15 protein-coding genes and 1 riboswitch are annotated in these 17402 nt (G+C 72.5%); of the genes, 7 read left to right on the top strand and 8 right to left on the bottom strand.

Annotation, left to right across the window (positions count from 1 at the left end):
• Positions 1 to 33 precede the first annotated feature (33 nt).
• The 4 genes from DTL70_RS34330 to DTL70_RS16840 all read left to right on the top strand — a co-directional run bounded on the left by DTL70_RS34330 (position 34) and on the right by DTL70_RS16840 (position 4760).
• Entirely contained in the window at positions 34 to 1476 is a 1443-nt protein-coding gene (locus tag DTL70_RS34330; protein ID WP_425470376.1) for a DUF5931 domain-containing protein, read from the top strand.
• Positions 1466 to 2173, top strand: a complete 708-nt coding sequence (locus DTL70_RS16850; protein WP_114022756.1) for a response regulator — start codon at positions 1466 to 1468, stop codon at positions 2171 to 2173. The genes DTL70_RS34330 and DTL70_RS16850 overlap by 11 nt, the downstream gene beginning before the upstream one ends.
• Positions 2174 to 2389: 216 nt before the next feature.
• Entirely contained in the window at positions 2390 to 3418 is a 1029-nt protein-coding gene (locus DTL70_RS16845; protein WP_114022755.1) for a 6-phosphofructokinase, read from the top strand.
• Between the two features lie 64 nt (positions 3419 to 3482).
• Complete coding sequence (locus DTL70_RS16840) at positions 3483 to 4760, top strand: SLC13 family permease (protein WP_114022754.1); 1278 nt, start codon at positions 3483 to 3485, stop codon at positions 4758 to 4760.
• Between the two features lie 78 nt (positions 4761 to 4838).
• On the opposite strand, the gene DTL70_RS16835 is transcribed toward DTL70_RS16840, so the two are convergent.
• Positions 4839 to 6905, bottom strand: coding sequence for an anthranilate synthase family protein (locus tag DTL70_RS16835; protein WP_114022753.1), 2067 nt, complete (start codon positions 6903 to 6905; stop codon positions 4839 to 4841).
• A 313-nt stretch (positions 6906 to 7218) separates the two neighbouring features.
• Between DTL70_RS16835 and DTL70_RS16830 the strand changes: the two genes are divergently transcribed.
• Together DTL70_RS16830 and DTL70_RS16825 are read left to right on the top strand one after the other, a co-directional pair.
• Positions 7219 to 8568, top strand: a complete 1350-nt coding sequence (locus DTL70_RS16830) for a class II 3-deoxy-7-phosphoheptulonate synthase (protein ID WP_114022752.1) — start codon at positions 7219 to 7221, stop codon at positions 8566 to 8568.
• A gap of 144 nt (positions 8569 to 8712) precedes the next feature.
• Entirely contained in the window at positions 8713 to 9024 is a 312-nt protein-coding gene (locus DTL70_RS16825) for a (2Fe-2S)-binding protein (protein ID WP_114022751.1), read from the top strand.
• A gap of 57 nt (positions 9025 to 9081) precedes the next feature.
• Here the strand turns inward: DTL70_RS16825 and bfr are convergent, their stop codons facing one another.
• Positions 9082 to 9570 (bottom strand): bacterioferritin, encoded by a 489-nt coding sequence (gene bfr, locus DTL70_RS16820; protein ID WP_114022750.1) that lies wholly within the window; start codon positions 9568 to 9570, stop codon positions 9082 to 9084.
• 210 nt (positions 9571 to 9780) lie between these two features.
• Here bfr and DTL70_RS16815 point away from each other — a divergent pair, with 210 nt between their 5' ends.
• Complete coding sequence (locus tag DTL70_RS16815) at positions 9781 to 10404, top strand: sulfite oxidase-like oxidoreductase (protein ID WP_114022749.1); 624 nt, start codon at positions 9781 to 9783, stop codon at positions 10402 to 10404.
• Between the two features lie 48 nt (positions 10405 to 10452).
• Here DTL70_RS16815 and DTL70_RS16810 read toward each other — a convergent pair whose 3' ends face one another.
• From DTL70_RS16810 to thiO, 6 genes are all read right to left on the bottom strand, one after another.
• The gene (locus DTL70_RS16810; RefSeq protein WP_114022748.1) at positions 10453 to 11337 is read right to left on the bottom strand and encodes a deoxyribonuclease IV; all 885 of its coding nucleotides are present in this window, start codon (positions 11335 to 11337) and stop codon (positions 10453 to 10455) included.
• A 5-nt stretch (positions 11338 to 11342) separates the two neighbouring features.
• The gene (locus DTL70_RS16805; protein ID WP_114022747.1) at positions 11343 to 12128 is read right to left on the bottom strand and encodes a transglycosylase SLT domain-containing protein; all 786 of its coding nucleotides are present in this window, start codon (positions 12126 to 12128) and stop codon (positions 11343 to 11345) included.
• A 509-nt stretch (positions 12129 to 12637) separates the two neighbouring features.
• Positions 12638 to 14608, bottom strand: a complete 1971-nt coding sequence (pknB, locus tag DTL70_RS16800; protein WP_114022746.1) for a Stk1 family PASTA domain-containing Ser/Thr kinase — start codon at positions 14606 to 14608, stop codon at positions 12638 to 12640.
• Positions 14609 to 15014: 406 nt separating this feature from the next.
• Complete coding sequence (locus DTL70_RS16795) at positions 15015 to 15812, bottom strand: thiazole synthase (RefSeq protein ID WP_114022745.1); 798 nt, start codon at positions 15810 to 15812, stop codon at positions 15015 to 15017.
• 8 nt (positions 15813 to 15820) lie between these two features.
• A complete protein-coding gene (gene thiS, locus DTL70_RS16790) occupies positions 15821 to 16042 on the bottom strand; it encodes a sulfur carrier protein ThiS (RefSeq protein ID WP_114022744.1) in 222 nt (73 codons plus the stop codon).
• Complete coding sequence (gene thiO, locus DTL70_RS16785) at positions 16039 to 17259, bottom strand: glycine oxidase ThiO (protein WP_114022743.1); 1221 nt, start codon at positions 17257 to 17259, stop codon at positions 16039 to 16041. Before thiO ends, thiS begins: the two co-directional genes overlap by 4 nt.
• Positions 17256 to 17370, bottom strand: a riboswitch (TPP riboswitch). Its footprint overlaps the gene before it by 4 nt.
• Positions 17371 to 17402: the final 32 nt, after the last annotated feature.

The raw sequence follows: 17402 nt of genomic DNA, 5'->3' as shown, positions 1-17402 counted from the left end.
CGGAACGGTGAAGGGGGAGACGTGGCCGTGAAGATGATGTCCGTGGAACAGCCGCTGTGGCGCGCGCTGAGCGGATACCGCATCCTGGCCGTCCTCTACGCCGTCGGCGTCTTCGTCTCCAGCTACCGCGAATACAGCGCGCCCGTGCCGGGGATCGTGTTCCTGCTCGTCCTGACCTGCTGGACCTTCGCGACGCTGCGCAACGTCGCCTCGGCCGAACGGTGCACCCTGCCGTTCCTGGTCACGGACATCCTGCTGGGCGTCGCCGGCATCCTGCTGTCCCCGGTCGTCGACGGGCACGGCCACGTCGGCCCGACGCTCCCCTCCATCTGGGTCGCGGGGCCCGTCCTCGCCTTCGCGCTCAAGGGCGGCTGGCGCTGGGCCGCGGGCGTCTCGGTGCTCGTCGGGGCGGCCAACATCATCGAGCGCGGCACGATGACCCGCACCACCTTCCACAACGTCCTGCTCGTCTGCGTGGCGAGCGTGGCCATCGGCTACGTCATCGAGGTGGCCCGCGCGAGTGAGCGCACCCTGGCGCGGGCCCTGCAGATCGAGGCGGCCACGCGCGAACGCGAGCGGCTGGCCCGCGACATCCACGACAGCGTGCTCCAGGTACTGGCCATGGTCCAGCGCCGCGGCACGGCGCTGGGCGGCGAGGCGGCGGAGCTCGGCCGGATGGCGGGCGAACAGGAGGTCGCCCTGCGGGCGCTGGTCTCCAGCGGCGTGGCCCCGCGGGCCCCGCGCCCGGATCCGGACGCGGGCCCGGGGCCCGACGCCGCGGTCCCCGGCTCTGGCGAGAACGGCGCGCCCGTGGCGGCGGGTGGCGACGCCGCCGCCGTGACCGCGGCCGCCACGGCATCCCCCACCACCGCGGGTGGCTCCGCTCCCGGCGACACCGCGCCCGAAGACACCGCCCCCGGCGGAGTCGTCCCCGGCGCCGCCGTCTCCGGTGCGGGGACCGCCCGGGGGCGTCGCGCGTGGGGCGGTGGGCGCCGCGCCCGGGGTGCGGGGCGTCGGCGGGAGCGCGCGGGGAGCGCCGCCGTCCCGGACGGCGCCGAGGCGGCGAGTGCACCCTGCGATGTGCGGGCGCTGCTCGCCGCGTACGCGGCCTCGCGTGTCACCTTCGCCGAGCCGGGCGCTCCGGTGCTGCTACCGGCCCGGGCGGCGGCCGAACTCGCGGCGGCCGTCGGCGCGGCGTTGGACAATGTGCGCCGGCACGCGGGGGGCGGGCCGGGGCGCCCGGCGCAGGCGTGGATCCTGCTGGAGGACGAGCCGGACGCGGTCATCGTGACCGTGCGGGACGACGGCCCCGGCATCCCGGCCGGGCGGCTGGCGGACGCGGAGGCCGAGGGCCGGATGGGTGTCGCGCTCTCCATCCGCGGCAGGCTGCGCGAGCTGGGCGGCGTGGCCGAGCTGGTGTCGGTGCCGGGACAGGGCACGGAAGTGGAGATGAGGGTTCCCAAGCATGACGACTGAGGACCTGTCAGGGGGCGTGCCCGGCGGCGCGCGGGCGGCGGATCCGGTGAAGGTGATGGTCGTCGACGACCATCCGATGTGGCGGGACGCGGTGGCGCGGGACCTGGGTGAGGCGGGGTTCGAGATCGTCGCCACGGCCGGCGACGCCGAGCAGGCGATCCGGCGCGCCCGGGCCGCCTGCCCCGACGTCCTGGTGCTGGATCTCAACCTGCCGGACCAGCCGGGTGTCGAGGTGTGCAGGGAGCTGGTGGGGCCGGACTCGACGCTGAGGGTGCTGGTGCTCTCGGCGAGCGGCGAGCACGCGGACGTGCTGGAGGCCGTCAAGTCGGGCGCGACGGGCTATCTGGTCAAGTCCGCGGGGCCGCAGGAGCTGCTGGAGGCGGTGCGCCGTACGGCGCTGGGCGATCCGGTCTTCACGCCGGGTCTGGCCGGTCTGGTGCTGGGCGAGTACCGCAGGCTGGCGGCGGATCCGGCCCCCGCGGCCCAGGAGGGGCCCGATGTGCCGAAGCTGACCGAGCGGGAGACCGAGGTGCTGCGCCTGGTCGCCAAGGGGCTCAGCTACAAGCAGATCGCCGAACGGCTCGTCATCTCGCACCGCACGGTGCAAAACCACGTGCAGAACACCCTCGGCAAGCTGCAACTGCACAACCGGGTCGAGCTGGTGCGGTACGCCATCGAGCGCGGCCTGGACGACTGAGCGAGCCGCCCGCGCCGAGCGGCCGGGCGGGCGGGCGGGCACGGCTGTCCTTCGTACGGGTGGTTGCCGCTCGCGTCCTCCGCGAATCCAGGCGAAAACGGCGTTCCGCCGCATCCCATGTGACGTGGATCACCGCTAGCGTGGCGGGTGTTGCGCGCTGCGCTCACAGGTGTGCGCAGCGCGTGCCCAGGCGTCCATGCGGAGAAGGGAGATCCCATGCGGGTCGGAGTGCTCACGGGTGGCGGCGACTGCCCCGGACTCAACGCGGTCATGCGGGCCGTGGTCCGTAAGGGAGTCCAGGCTTACGGCTATGACTTCACCGGTTTCCGCGACGGCTGGCGCGGGCCTCTCGACGGCGAGACGGTGCGGCTCGACATCCCGGCGGTGCGCGGCATGCTGCCCCGCGGCGGCACGATCCTCGGCTCCTCGCGCACGAACCCCTTCAAGGAGGAGGACGGGGTCCGCCGCATCAAGGAGAACCTCGCCAAGTACGAGGTCGACGCGCTCATCGCCATCGGCGGCGAGGACACGCTCGGCGTCGCGGCCCGGCTCACCGACGCGTACGGCATCCGTTGCGTCGGCGTCCCCAAGACGATCGACAACGACCTGTCGGCGACGGACTACACCTTCGGTTTCAACACGGCCGTCACCGTCGCGACCGAGGCCATCGACCGGCTGCACACCACGGCCGAGTCCCACATGCGGGTGCTGGTGGTGGAGGTGATGGGCCGGCACGCGGGCTGGATCGCCCTGCACTCGGGGCTGGCGGGCGGCGCCAACTGCATCCTCATTCCCGAGCAGCGCTTCGACGTCGAAGAGGTATGCGGCTGGGTCACCTCCCGTTTCAGGGCGAGTTACGCGCCGATCGTCGTGGTCGCCGAAGGCGCGATGCCCAAGGACGGCCAGATGGTGCTCAAGGACGAGACGACCGACTCGTTCGGCCATGTGCGGCTCTCGGGTGTCGGCGAGTGGCTGGCCAAGGAGATCGAGTCGCGCACCGGCAAGGAGGCCCGCACCACGGTGCTCGGGCACGTCCAGCGCGGCGGTACGCCGACCGCCTTCGACCGCTGGCTCGCCACCCGCTTCGGCCTGCACGCCATCGACGCGGTGCGCGACGAGGCGTGGGGCAGCATGGTCGCGCTGCGCGGTACGGACGTCGTCCGCGTCCCGCTGGCCAAGGCCACGGAGAAGCTGAAGACGGTCGACCCGGCGCTGTACGAGGAGGCAGGCGTCTTCTTCGGGTGAGAGCCCGTGGAAAACTGTCCGCGACACAGCGGGGACGGGAACGGGAAGGGCGGGGCACGGCCTCATGCACGGACTGCCGGCCGAAGTCCTCTCCGTCCTGCTCCTGCTGGCCACCCTAGGCTGGGCCGTCGCCCGCCCGCCCCGGTGGCCCGAGGCCGTCGTCGCGGTCCCCGCCGCCGCGGTGGTGATCGCGACGGGTGCGGTCTCCCTCGGCCACGCGCGGGAGGAGGCCGTCCGCCTGGGCCCGGTCATCGCCTTTTTGGCGGCGGTCCTCGTCCTGTCGAAACTCTGCGCGGACGAGGGCCTCTTCCACGCCTGCGGGATGTGGATGGCGCGCAGGGCCTCCCGCGCTCCGGCCGCGGCGCGCCCCGGGCGGCTGCTGGTGGCGGTCTTCGCGGCGGCGTCCCTCACCACGGCGGTGCTGAGCCTGGACACGACGGTGGTGCTGCTCACCCCCGTCGTGTTCGCCACCGCCGCCCGGCTGGGCGTGCGCGCCAAGCCGCACGTCTACGCCTGCACCCATCTGTCGAACAGCGCGTCGCTCCTGCTGCCGGTCTCGAATCTGACCAATCTGCTGGCGCTGGCCGCGACGGGGCTGACGTTCACCCGGTTCGCGGGGCTGATGCTGCTGCCCTGGCTGGCGGCCGTCGCGGTCGAGTACGCGGTCTTCCGGCGGTTCTTCGCCGCGGACCTCGAAGGCCGCGAGGAGGACCGCGAGGCGCCGGGATCCCTGGGGGAGCCGGAGGTTCCGCTCTTCCCCCTCGTCACCGTGGTCTGCACCCTCGCGGGGTTCGTCGTGACCTCGGTCCTCGGCCTCGAACCCGCCTGGGCGGCGGCCGCGGGTGCCCTGGTCCTGGGGGCCAGGGCACTGCACCGCGGGCACACCTCGCCCCGCGGTCTGCTGGTGGCGGCAGGGCTGCCGTTCCTGGCGTTCGTGGTGGCGCTGGCCGTGGTGGTGCGCGCCGTGGTCGACAACGGGCTCGCCGACTGGCTCGGCCGCCTGGTGCCGGACGGTTCCGGGCTGCTCGAACTGCTGGCCGTGGCGGGGCTGGCGGCCGTGCTGGCGAACGTCATCAACAACCTTCCGGCCGTGCTGGTGCTGCTGCCGCTGACCGCGCCGGGCGGCGCGGGCCCCGTGCTGGCCGTGCTGCTCGGCGTCAACATCGGTCCGAACCTGACGTACGCGGGCTCGCTGGCCACGCTGCTGTGGCGGCAGACGCTGCACCAGCACGCGCAGCGGGTGGGGCTGCGCGAGTTCACCCGGCTCGGGCTGCTCACGGTGCCGCCCGCGCTGGCCCTGTCGGTCCTCGCTCTATGGGGATCCCTGCACGTCCTGGGCTGACGACTCCCGGCCCCTGGCGCGCCCGCCTCGCTGTCCGCCTCCCTCCCGCACCCGCCGCGCGCCCGGCCCCGCCGCCCCTCACCCGCCGGGGCGCACCTTCTTCCCCACCCCCTCGCTCACCGCTGCCAGCAGGTGGGCGACCACCGTGACGCCGTCCAGCGTGAGCACCGACTCGGGGTGGAACTGGACCCCGGCGAACCCGGGCCCGCGCAGGGCGTGGACCTCGCCGCTCGCCGGGTCGCGGCTCAGCTCGATGCCGTGCAGGGCGAGTTCCGTGGCGGTCTCGTCGTCGCAGCGGGCGGTGTAGGAGTTGTAGAAGCCGACGGTCTCGGGCCGTCCGAACAGGTCGACGGTCTCCTGGGCGCCCTGGTGGGGGCGTTGCTTGCGGACGAGGTCGAGGCCCAGTTCGGCGGCGAGCAGTTCGTGTCCGAGGCAGACGCCGAGGAGCGGCTGCCGCGCGCCGGCGACGAGGTCGGCGGCCAGTCCGCGCAGCAGCCGCATCTTCGGGTCCGCCGCGTTCCGCGGGTCGCCGGGCCCCGGGCCCAGCACCACGGGTCCCGCGTGTGCCAGCGCTGCCGCGCGCAGTCCCGGCTCGTCGAAGCGGCGCACCCGCACGGCGCGCCCGGTGGAGCGCAGCAGGTGGGCCAGCATCGAGGTGAAGGTGTCCTCGCCGTCGACGACGAGCACGTCGCGGGTGCGTCCCTGGAGGGGCGCCGCGGGCGCGTCGCCGGTCCCGGGCACGCCGCCGACGGCGGCCGCCGCGGCCGCGTTGCCGTGGCCCGGGCGGGCCGTCCGCATCCGCAGCCAGAACGGGGCAAGACCCGCGCGCCTGCCCTCCAGGGCCGCCTGCACGCGGGGGTCGTCGGCCAGCCGCGCGCGGGGGCGCCGCGCGGCGTGCGCCGGTGCTTCCCGTACGCCCAGCGCGGTCAGGACGGCGGCTGCCTTGGCGTGGGTCTCGGCGACCTCGCTCGCCGGCTGCGACGCACGCACGAGGGTGGCGCCGACGGGAACGCGCAGCGCCCCGGTGCGCGCGTCGATGTCGGCGGTGCGGATGAGGATGGGGGAGTCCAGCGTCTGGGCGCCGCCGGCGGGGTCGTGTCCGATCAGGGCGAGGGCGCCCGCGTAGTAGCCGCGCCCGGTGCTCTCGTGCCGTTCGATGACGCGGCAGGCGTTCTGGACGGGGGAGCCGGTCACCGTCGCCGCGAACATCGTCTCGCGCAGCACCTCGCGCACGTCCAGGGTGCTGCGGCCCCGCAGCTCGTACTCGGTGTGCGCCAGGTGTGCCATCTCCTTCAGCCGGGGGCCGACGACCACGCCGCCCTCGTCACCGACGGTGCACATCATCTTCAGTTCCTCGTCGACCACCATGGACAGCTCCTCGCTCTCCTTGCGGTCGGCGAGGAACTCCAGCAGCCCGGCCACGTCGGGCCCCTGCGCGGGGTAGCGGTAGGTGCCGCTGATGGGGTTCATCACGACCGTCCCGCCCCGCATCCGCACGTGCACCTCGGGGCTGGCGCCGACCAGGACGTGCCCCCGCCCTCGCACTCCGCTCCGCTCGGCTCGGGCGGGGGATGCCCCCATGCCCGTGTGCACGACGAACGTCCAGTAGGCGCCCTGTTCGCCGCGCAGCAGCCGGGCGAAGAGCGCGAGCGCGTCGGCGCGGGTGAAGCCGGGGACGCGGGCCTCGTAGTCGCGCCTGATGACGAAGTTGGCGCCTTCGCCCGAGCCGATCTCCTCGTCGACGACCCGGCGCACGATCCGCTCGTAGGCGTCGTCGTCCACGTCGAACGCGCCGGGCTCGACCGCCACGTGGTGGCTGGGCAGCGCGGCGAGCACGTCCTCGCAGGGCAGCGCGTACCGCTCGTCGGGCAGCAGGACGGACAGCGGTGTGCCGTCGTCGCGTACGTCGAAACCGCGTTCGCGGATCTGCCGGAACGGGACGAGCGCCAGCGCCCCCGCCTCGCCGCCCGGGCGTACGGGGATGTCGGCGAGCCGTTCGACCTCGCGCACGGTGCCGATCAGCACCTCGACGACGTCCGCCTCGCGGCCCGGAGTGCGGCGGCGCAGCAGGGCGAACGGCGGGGCGTCGGGTCGGGTCAGCCGCTCGACGAGGGCGGCGGGTGAGGGGGTGGGGGTGCGGTCCATGGCGGTTCCTTCTCGTGGAGACGGGAGGGAACGGCCGCCGCTACGGAAAAAGGCCGCCCCTCGGGCGGCCTGTCGCGGTACTGAGTCTCGACTCGCTCAGTGGATACGCGCGTCCTGGCGGGCCGCCGTGCGGGCGGGCCACCACCAGTTCATGGTCGAGTGCGCGTGCATGGGGGACACCCTAGCCCACCGCGGGCCCCGGCGCCGGGGCCGCCTGCCGTGATCGACCTGCCGTGATCCGCCTGCCACGAGCCCGGTCTCGCATCGCGGGCACCGGGACGGACAGCCGACCGGACCCCGTAATCTTGGGTCCGTGACTGTGAACGCCAACCCCGACGCCGGTGCCCGCACCTGGCGAGACCTGCCCGCAGCACAGCAGCCCGACTGGCCGGACCACCAGGCTCTGCGCGACGTCCTCGCCGAGCTCGAGTCCTATCCGCCGCTCGTCTTCGCCGGCGAGTGCGACCAGCTGCGGGAGCGGCTGGGTGCGGTCGCGCGCGGTGAGGCGTTCCTGCTCCAGGGCGGCGACTGCGCCGAGGCGTTCGACCAGGTCAGCGCCGAGGACATCCGCAACAAGCTCAAGACGCTCCTCCAGATGGGAGCCGTCCTCACCTACGCGGGCGCCGTGCCCGTGGTCAAGGTCGGACGGATCGCGGGCCAGTACAGCAAGCCCCGCTCCAAGCCGACCGAGACCCGCGACGGGGTCACGCTGCCCACCTACCGCGGCGACTCGGTCAACGGCTTCGAGTTCACCGAGGAGGCCCGCAGGCCCGACCCCGAGCGGCTCAAGCGGATGTACCACGCCTCCTCCGCGACGCTGAACCTGGTGCGGGCCTTCACCACCGGCGGCTACGCCGACCTGCGCCAGGTGCACGCCTGGAACCAGGACTTCGTCAAGACCTCCCCCTCGGGCCAGCGCTACGAGGCGCTGGCGCGGGAGATCGACCAGGCGCTGAAGTTCATGCGGGCCTGCGGCACCGACCCGGAGGAGCTGCGCACCGTCGAGTTCTTCTCCTCGCACGAGGCGCTGCTGCTCGACTACGAGTCGGCGCTCACCCGCGTCGACTCGCGCAGCGGCGACCTGTACGACGTGTCGGGGCACATGGTCTGGATCGGCGAGCGCACCCGGCAGCTGGACGGCGCGCACATCGAGTTCGCCTCCCGGGTGCGCAACCCGATCGGCGTGAAGCTGGGCCCGACGACCACCTCCGAGGAGGCGCTCGCCCTCATCGAGCGGCTCGACCCGGACCGCGAGCCGGGCCGGCTGACCTTCATCACGCGGATGGGGGCCGACAAGATCCGTGACCGGCTGCCCGAGCTGGTGGAGAAGGTCACCGCCTCGGGCGCCCGGGTCGCCTGGGTCTGCGACCCGATGCACGGGAACACCTTCGAGGCGGCCAGCGGCCACAAGACCCGCCGCTTCGACGACGTGCTGGACGAGGTCAAGGGCTTCTTCGAGGTCCACAAGGGTCTGGGCACCCACCCCGGCGGCATCCACATGGAGCTGACCGGCGACGACGTCACCGAGTGCGTGGGCGGCGGCGACGAGATCTTCGTCGACGATCTGCACCAGCGCTACGAGACGGCCTGCGACCCCAGGCTGAACCGCAGCCAGTCGCTCGACCTGGCGTTCCTGGTGGCGGAGATGTACCGCGACCAGTGAGCGGCCGCTGAGCGTGCGGCGCTTGCCCGGGGCCCGCGTCATCGAGTGTGACGCGGGCCCCAGGCACGTGTGTGGACACGGTTCGGCGGGTAAGGTTAGGTTTACCTCAGAAAGCCTGTCCTGATCGGAAGCGGAGGTGACCGCGTGTACGTCTGCTCGTGCTTCGGCATCACCGAGGAGCAGGTGCGCGAGCACGCGGCGGCCGGTGCCTGCACCCCGCGCCAGATCGCTTCCGAGAGCAAGGCCGGCACGGACTGCGGCTCCTGCGTCCGCCGGATCCAGGGCATCCTCGGCCGCGGTGCCTGCCCCCGCAGAGCCGCGCTGGAGCGCGGCGAGCCCGCCCTGACAGCCCAGACCTCCACGGCGCCGACGGCCGCGCCCCGCCGGACCGAGGCGGACCCCGCCGCGTTCCCCGCCGAGCCGGCCCCCGCACAGCCGCTGCGCACGGCGGCCTGAGACAGCGGCACGGCTGACCCGCCTCCGTCGTCTCGCCGCCGCCCGTCGGCTCGGGGCTCAGGTCTCGTCCGGGGCCTTCTGCTCGATCTGCTGGGCGATGTACAGGGGCTCGCCGAGCTTCTCGATGAGTTCGAGCTGCGTGTCGAGGTAGTCGACGTGGTGCTCCTCGTCCGCCAGGATGTCCTCGAAGATGTTGGCCGAGGTGATGTCGCCCTTGGCGCGCATCACCTCCACGCCGCGCCGCAGCCTGTCGATCGCCTCCGCCTCGATCTGCCGGTCCGCCTTGAACATCTCGGTGACCGTCTGGCCCACCCGCACGTGGAAGAGGCGCTGGTAGTTCGGCAGGCCCTCCAGGAAGAGGATGCGGTCGGTCAGCCGCTCCGCGTGCCGCATCTCGTCGAAGGACTCGGAGCGGGTGTACTCCGCGAGCTTCGTCCAGCCGTTGTGCTCCTGCATCTTGGCGTGCAGGAAGTACTGGTTGATCGCCGTCAGCTCGGCGGTCAGCTGCTCGTTCAGGAACTCGATGACCTCGGGGTCGCCCTGCATGGTGGCGGGCTCCTTCCTGGGACGCGTGAAGCGGGCCGGTCGCGCACGCGGCGCGCAATCGCGCATCCTGTCACCGCTCACCGGATCGATCCAGTAAGTGCAGGCTTACCGTATTTGCCCGGCTTCCGTGCCGCGAGGGCGGGCCGACGCAGGTCGTGTGCCGTCTCGGGGTGGTCGAGACCACGGCCCCGGGTCTGTCACCATGGAGCCATGGGTCAGCCGTCAAGCCGTGCGGGGGAGCAGCAGGAGCTTCCGCCCGGCCAGCGGCTCCAGCGCGGGTGGCCCGTCACCCACTACGGGCCCGTACCGAAGTTCAAGCCCGAACGCTGGGAGTTCCGGGTCTTCGGGGCCACCGCGGACAGCGACAAGCACTGCTGGGACCACGAGCAGTTCTCCTCGCTGCCGTACGAGACCGTCGTCGCCGACCTGCACTGTGTCGCGAAGTTCAGCATGCTCGGCGCCGAGTGGGGCGGGGTCCGCGCCCGGACGGTCCTCGAGCTGGCTCCTCCCGCGCCCGACGTCACCCATGTGATGGTGTGGGCCGAGTACGGCTTCAGTTCCAACCTGCGGCTGTCCGACTTCGCGTCCGACAAGGCGCTCTTCGCCACCCACAGGGCGGGCGAGCTGCTGACCGCGGAGCACGGCTTCCCCGTCCGGCTGGTCGTTCCGCACCTGTACGCGTGGAAGGGGCCCAAGTGGGTCCGCGGCATCGAGTACATGACGGCGGACCGCCGCGGCTTCTGGGAGGAACGCGGCTACCACAACATCGGCGACCCGTGGCGGGAGCAGCGCTACTCCTACCAGGAGGAGCCGGGGGAGGGCCCCGAGCTGTAGCCGGACCCGCCCACCCGCGGGCCCGGCGCCCGGCCCCGGCCCGCCCGCTCAGGCGTCGCGCAGCTTCTTCAGCAGTGCCACGTCCGCCGCGTGCTCGGTGCCCTTCTTGTCGCTGGGCGTCTCGACCACCAGCGGCACCCCGTCCGTGAGCGGGTGGGCCAGCAGCTGAGCGAACGGGTCCTGGCCGATGTGGCCCGAGCCGATGTTGGCGTGCCGGTCCTTGTGCGCGCCGGACACGTCCTTGGAGTCGTTGGCGTGGATCAGCCGCAGCCTTCCCGGGCCCGTCGCCGCGACCAGTTCCCGCAGGGTGCGCTCCACCCCGCCGGGCGCCGCCAGATCGTGCCCGGCCGCGAAGACGTGGCAGGTGTCGAGGCAGACCCCGAGCTTCGGATGGTGCTCCAGCACCTCGAAGTACGCGGCCAGCTCGTGCGCCTGCGAACAGAGCGAGGCGCCCTGCCCGGCGGTCGGCTCCAGCAGCAGCTGGGGGCCGTCCTCGTGGCGCACCTCCTCCAGCAGCGGCATCATCAACGAGCGCGCCTGGGCCAGCGCGACGGCGCGCTCCCGGCCGCCGGTCGCCGCTCCGGTATGGACGACGACACCGAGCGCGCCGATCGCGCGGCCGCGCCGCAGCGAATGCCGCAGCGACAGCACGGACTTGCGGGCGGTTTCCTCGGTGTGCGAGCCGAAATTGATCAGATAGGGAGCGTGGACGTATACGGGGAGTCCACGCTCGGCGCACGCGGCGCGGAAAGCGGTGTCCTGTTCCGGATTTCCGGTGGGGGTCGCCCAGCCTCGGGGATTCGCGACGAATACCTGAACGGCTTCGGCTCCGATCCTGTCGGCATAGGAAATGCCCGTGGCAGCCAGGCCCCCGGCGACGGGGACGTGGCTGCCGACGGGATTGCGCGCGGCTTGCGTTTCGTTCGTGGTCACACCACTCAGTATGCCGAGTTGACGTTGTCCATCGAACCGTAGCGGTCCGCCGCGTAGTTGCACGCGGTGACGATGTTGGCGACCGGGTCGTACTGGTCCCAGGAGGTGCCCTCGACGTGGTAGGTGTCGAAGGTCGGCTTGATCACCTGGAGCAGGCCCTTGGACGGCACGCCGTTCTGGGCGTTGATGTCCCAGTTGTTGATGGCGCGGGGGTCGCCGCCGGACTCGCGGATGACGTTGCGGTGGATGCCCTCGTAGGAGCCAGGGATGTTGTGCTTGTCCATGATGGCCAGGGCCTCACGGATCCACCCGTCCAGGTTGTTCGGGTAGGTCGGCTTCGCCGCGCGCTGCTCGGAACGGTTCGCGGTCTCCTCGGCGGCGCGCTCGGCCTCCGCCTTCTTCTGCGCCTCGGCCTTGGCGGCACGCTCCTTGGCGCCTGCCCGTATCGCCTCCGCGGCCTCGTCGGTGGTGGTGAAGCTCTTCGCGGTCGTGGTGGCGTCCTTGACGCTGCGGACCTGCTGCGCGCCCTCGGGGACGTCGATCAGGGAGTGCTGGGCGGCCGCGATGTCCTTGCCCTGCTCGGGCAGGACGGAGGAGTGGGAGGAGAAGGCCACGTTCTCGGCGTTGACCTTCCTGGCCGCCGTGGCCTGGCTGGCGTCGCCGTGGTCCGCGGTGCCGGGGAGCACGGTCAGGGCCAGGGCCGCGGCGCCGGCGGTGCCGATGCCGACGGTCGTCATCTTCCTGGCGCGCGGGCTGAGATTACCGGGACTGAGACTGGAGATGCTGGGCATGAGAAAGAGCGGAACCTTTCATCGCTAGGCGTCGTCGCAGAGGCGGGGAGCCGGAGAAACGCGCCGAGTTCTGTTTCACGGCGCCGTGCGACGCCGCAATTGTTAGAGGGCCCGTTTTGGGAAATCAACGATGTGACGTACTACCGGAATTCGTTGAACAGGTTCCCGCGATGAAGGGGTGAATACCCCGCATTCCAGGTCGGGGCGGTGATGCGCTTTCCACTACGGTCTTTCGTAGGTGATGTGCGTCCTATGGGTGGGCTCACATCGGGGCGGGCTTCGCAGTACGGTCGGTAGCGGCCCATGCGCACTCCGGCATTACTTTTCACGACTGACCTGACATAACGGTCATGCCGGAAACACGCACGAGAAAGCCCAGGTCACACGGCCGGAACCCACGCGAACGGCCCCCGACCGAAGCCGGGGGCCGCACGAACCGGCACACTCACTCAGCGCCGGTGCGCTCCGCTCAGTGCCGCTGGCGCCCGCTCAGCGCCGGTGTGCTCCGCTCAGCGCAGCCAGACGGTCACCTCGGAGCCCCGAGGGGCCTCCTCGCCCGGATCGGGGGACTGGTTGAAGACCGTGTCGCCGAAGAAGACGCGGCGCACCCGCACCTCGAAGCCCGCCTTCTCCAGCTTCGCCTTGGCCTCGCTCTCGCTGCTGTCCTCCACGTCCGGCACCTCGACCATGTCGGGCCCCTTGGAGACGGTCAGCGTCACCGTGTCGCCCTTGGCGAGCCGCGAGCCGTCCGTGGGAGACATGCGGGCGATGGTGCCCTCGTCCTCCTCCGAGTGGACACGCTCCTTCGCGATCTTGACCTTCAGGCCCTCTTCCTTCAGCTCCTCGACGGCGTCGCCCTCGTCGTCCCCCACCACGTCGGGCACGTCCACCGGGGCGCCCTTCGAGACCGTCAGGCCCACGGCGGCACCCGGCCTGCGCTCGCTGCCCGGCTTCGGATCCGTGGCGACGACCGAGCCCTGCGCGGTCTCCTCGTCGAACCGCCGCTTGACCAGCCCGGGCTCGAGACCGGCGTCCTCCAGCTTGCGCCGGGCGTCACCGAGCGGGGTGCCGCGCAGCTGAGGCACCTTCACCACCTCGGGGCCGCGCGAGACGGTCAGCGTGACCGCGCCCGTCTTGCGCACCCGCTCACCCGGCTCCGGATCGGTGCCGATGACGTGGCCGCGCTTCACCCGCTGGCTGTAGTCGCGCTCCACCTTCACGTCGAGACCCGCGTCCGCCAGCGCCTTGGTCGCCTCCGACTGCGTTTGGTCCAAGACCGCGGGAGTCTTGGTGAACTGACCCGAGTTGATGTACCAGACGCCCGTACCCACCAGCAGCACCAGCAGCACACCCAGCGCCACCAGCACCCAGCGCGGTTGCAGCATCCGCCGCCGGGCCGGGGCGGCGGGCACCGCCGCCCCGGCGGCGGGCACCGCCGAAAGGAGCGCCGTACGGTCCATCGGTTCGGCGTCCGGCACCGGATCGCTCGCCGCGGGCCGCGGAATCACCGACGTCTCGGCCTCCGACGGCGGCACGGCGGCCACCGGTGTCCCCGTACCGTCCTGCTCGGCGGGCGCCACCGCCTGCTCCCCGCCGTCCTTGGCCTGCGGGGGCACCGCGTCCAGCTCTCCCTCCGACAGCCCCGCGCGGGTCGAGCGGACCTCCGCGAGCAGCGCCACCGCGTCCTCGGGGCGCCCTTCGGGGTTCCGCGCCGTCGCCCGCGCCACCAGCCCGTCCAACGCGGCCGCCATCCCCGGCACCGCAGCCGAGGGGAGCGGCATGTCCTTGTTCAGGTGCTGGTAGAGGACCTGCGCCGGAGTGGAGCCCGCGTGCGGCTTGGAGCCCGTCAGCATCTCGTAGAACATCACGCCGCACGCGTACAGATCCGTACGCGGCGACGCCGTACCGTCCTCGATCTGCTCAGGTGCCAGATACGAGACCGTGCCCAGGATCGAGTCCGTCGTCGCGGACGTCTGGCTGTCCACAGCCCGCACGAGCCCGAAGTCGGCGACCTTCACCCGGCCGTCGTCCCCTATCAGGACGTTCTCCGGTTTCACGTCCCGGTGCACGAGCCCCGCCCGGTGAGCGGCGCCCAGCGCCGCCAGCACCGGTTCCAGCACGTCCAGCGCGGGGCGCGGCCGCAGCGCGCCCTTGTCGCGCAGGACGTCACGGAGCGTGCAGCCCTCCACGTACTCCATCGCCAGATACACGTACGTACCGTCCGTGCCCTGGTCGAACACGCCCACCACGTTCGGGTGCGCGAGCCGCGCGGCGGACTTCGCCTCCCGGATGAACCGCGTCACGAACGTCTCGTCCGAGGAGAGGGAGGTGTGCATCACCTTCAGGGCCAGCACCCGGTCCAGGCGGGTGTCCATGGCGCGGTACACCGTCGCCATGCCGCCGACGGCTACGCGGGCTTCGATGCGGTACCGGCCATCGAGAACCTGACCGACCAGGGGGTCCTTGAGGGTGGTGTCCATTGCGCAGAGTTTACGAGTTCGCCGCGCCTCCTTATGCCCCGCTCCCGCACTAGAGCCGAACAGTGACAGTTCCCCGCCCCCTAAGGAGTCCCTGGAGGAGAACCGGTCCCCCTCTTACGTAAGTCGGCCCAGCACTGGGGTTCTGTGGTGCTGTCTCGTGTGGGGGTCCAGGGGGCGGAGCCCCTTGGCGGGGGTTTCTAGGGGGGCGGAGCCCCCGTAGCGGGGGGCCTTTGGGGTGGGGGTCCCCCCGGACGGAGTCTGGGGGAGGAGCCGCCCCAAAGCCTCCCCGGCGAGGGGCCGGGGGTCTGGGGGGCGGAGCCCCTCAGGGAGAGAGCAGCCCTTCGGGGGTGGGCTGGCCCCACGGAAAAGGGGGAGGTCTGGGGGGCCCGCCCCAGGTGCTGGGGTATCAGCGAAAGGCGGGCCGCTCAGGGTCAAAGTCGGCCAAGCCCTCCGCAGGAGAGGACGCCGAGGCATACCACCGCCGAGGAATCCGCCCCGCGAGAAACGCCAGCCGCCCGCCGTCGACAGCGGCCCGCATGCCCGCCGCCATGAGCGCGGGCTCTTGAGCCCGCGTCACCGCGGAGGCCAGCATCACGGCGGAGCAGCCGAGTTCCATGGCCAGGGCGGCGTCGGAGGCGGTGCCTGCCCCGGCGTCGAGGATGACGGGGACCGTGGCCCGCTCGGTGATGAGGTGGAAGTTGTGGGGGTTGCGGATGCCGAGTCCTGATCCGATGGGGGAGCCGAGCGGCATGATCGCGGCGCATCCGGCGTCTTCGAGTTTGCGGGCGAGTACGGGGTCGTCGTTGGTGTAGGGCAGCACGGTGAAGCCGTCGTCGACGAGGGTTTCGGCGGCGTCGAGGAGTTCGACGGGGTCGGGCAGCAGGGTGCGTTCGTCGGCGATGACCTCGAGCTTGACCCAGTCGGTGCCCAGTGCTTCGCGCGCGAGCCGCGCGGTGAGTACCGCTTCGCCGGCCGTGTAGCAGCCCGCGGTGTTGGGCAGGACGCGGATGCCGTGCCGTTCGAGTACGGACAGTACGGAGCCGCTGACGGACGGGTCGAGGCGCCGCATGGCGACGGTGGTCAGTTCGGTGCCGGAGGCCAGCAGCGCCTTCTCCAGCACGTCCAGGCTGGGGGCGCCGCCGGTGCCCATGATCAGGCGGGAGTCGAAGGTGGTGTCGCCGATGGTCAGCGGGTCGTCGGCCATGGTGGTGCTCAGCCTCCCTGGACTGCGGTGAGTACTTCGACGCGGTCTCCGTCACCCAGCGCGGTGGTGGCCCAGCTGCCGCGGGGGACGACGTTCTCGTTGAGTGCGGCGGCCACCCCCGAGGGCGCGGCGGTGAGGGTGGCCACGAGCTGGTCGAGGGTGGTGCCCTCCGTCAGGTGGCGGGGTTCGCCGTTGACGGAGACGGTGACCCGCGCGGTGGTGGAGGTCATGCGGTCTGCTCCTGCGGCTCGGTGGCGGGGGGTGTGGCGAAGCGGTCCGGGGTGAAGGCCCGGGCCAGGGGCGGCAGCTCGCCGTCGGCCAGCAGGCCGGCCATCACGTCGCCGGTGACGGGGGTGAGCAGTACGCCGTTGCGGTGGTGTCCTGTGGCCAGGTGGAGTCCCGGCAGTCCTGTGGGGCCGAGCAGGGGCGCGTTGTCGGGGGATCCCGGGCGCAGGCCTGCGACGGTTTCGGCCAGCGGCAGTTCGGTGACGCCGGGGACGAGTTCGTGTGCGTCCCGCAGCAGTTCGTAGACGCCGCCGGCGGTCACGGTGGTGTCCCAGCCCAGTTCTTCGCTGGTGGCGCCGACGACGAGTTCGCCGTTCTCGCGCGGCACCAGGTAGAGCGCACCGCCGCGCACGACGGCGCGGACCGTGCGGCTGAGGAACGTTCCGCGGGCGCCGTCGGACGCCGGCATCCGCAGCCGCAGCACCTGGCCTTTGACGGGGCGTACCGGCACCGGCACGTGTGCGGGTACGCCGTCGAGCGTGCCGCTGCGTGAGCCGAGCGCGAGGACGGTCTGGCCCGCGGCCACCTCGCCGCCGTCGGCGGTGGCGGCGCCCACGGCCCGGCCGCCGGCGACCAGGAGCCGCCTGGCCGTGGTCCGCAGGAAGGTGACGCGGGCGTGTGCGCAGGCCCGCAGCAGGGCGGCGGCCAGGCGGCGCGGGTCGATCTGGTGGTCGCCGTCGACGCGGACGCCGCCGCGGACGGACGGTGCCAGCATCGGCTCCAGGCGGCGGCATTCGCGGCCGGTCAGCCACTCGGAGCTCAGTCCGCAGCGCTGGTGCAGCGCGTGCAGCTCCCGCAGGTGGGCGCGGTCGTCGGCGTCGAGCGCGACGGCGAGGGTGCCGCAGGCGCGGTGGCCGACGTCGAGCCCTGAGGCCTCTTCCAGTTCGGCGACGAAGGCGGGGTAGCGGGCCGCGGAGGCGAGGTTGAGGTCGAGGAGCGTCTCCTCGCCGTAGTGGAGTTCGGTGACGGCCGCGAGCATGCCGGCCGCGACCTGTGCGGCGCCGCCGCCGGGTTCGGGGTCGAGAACGGTGACGCGCAGGCCGCGCCGGGCCGCGCGCCAGGCGGTGACCAGGCCGATGAGGCCGCCGCCGAGGACGAGGACGTCGGGGGTGCCGGACGGCGCTCCGCCTGGTGTCGTACCGCTCGGTGTCGTCTCGCGCATGGGGATGCCGCTGCTCCCTTCGCCGGAATGACCCGGATCAGGTTCGGACGGTCGGAGGCCGCCGCAGCCTCCCTCTCAGCCCGGTGCGTCCGGGCTCCCGCGTGTGCTGGATGTACGCGGCCAGCCTACTGCGGTGCTCAGGG

The organism is Streptomyces diacarni (assembly GCF_003323715.1).
Classification (GTDB): Bacteria; Actinomycetota; Actinomycetes; order Streptomycetales; family Streptomycetaceae; genus Streptomyces; species Streptomyces diacarni.
This window is presented reverse-complemented; position numbering and strand designations above follow the sequence as displayed.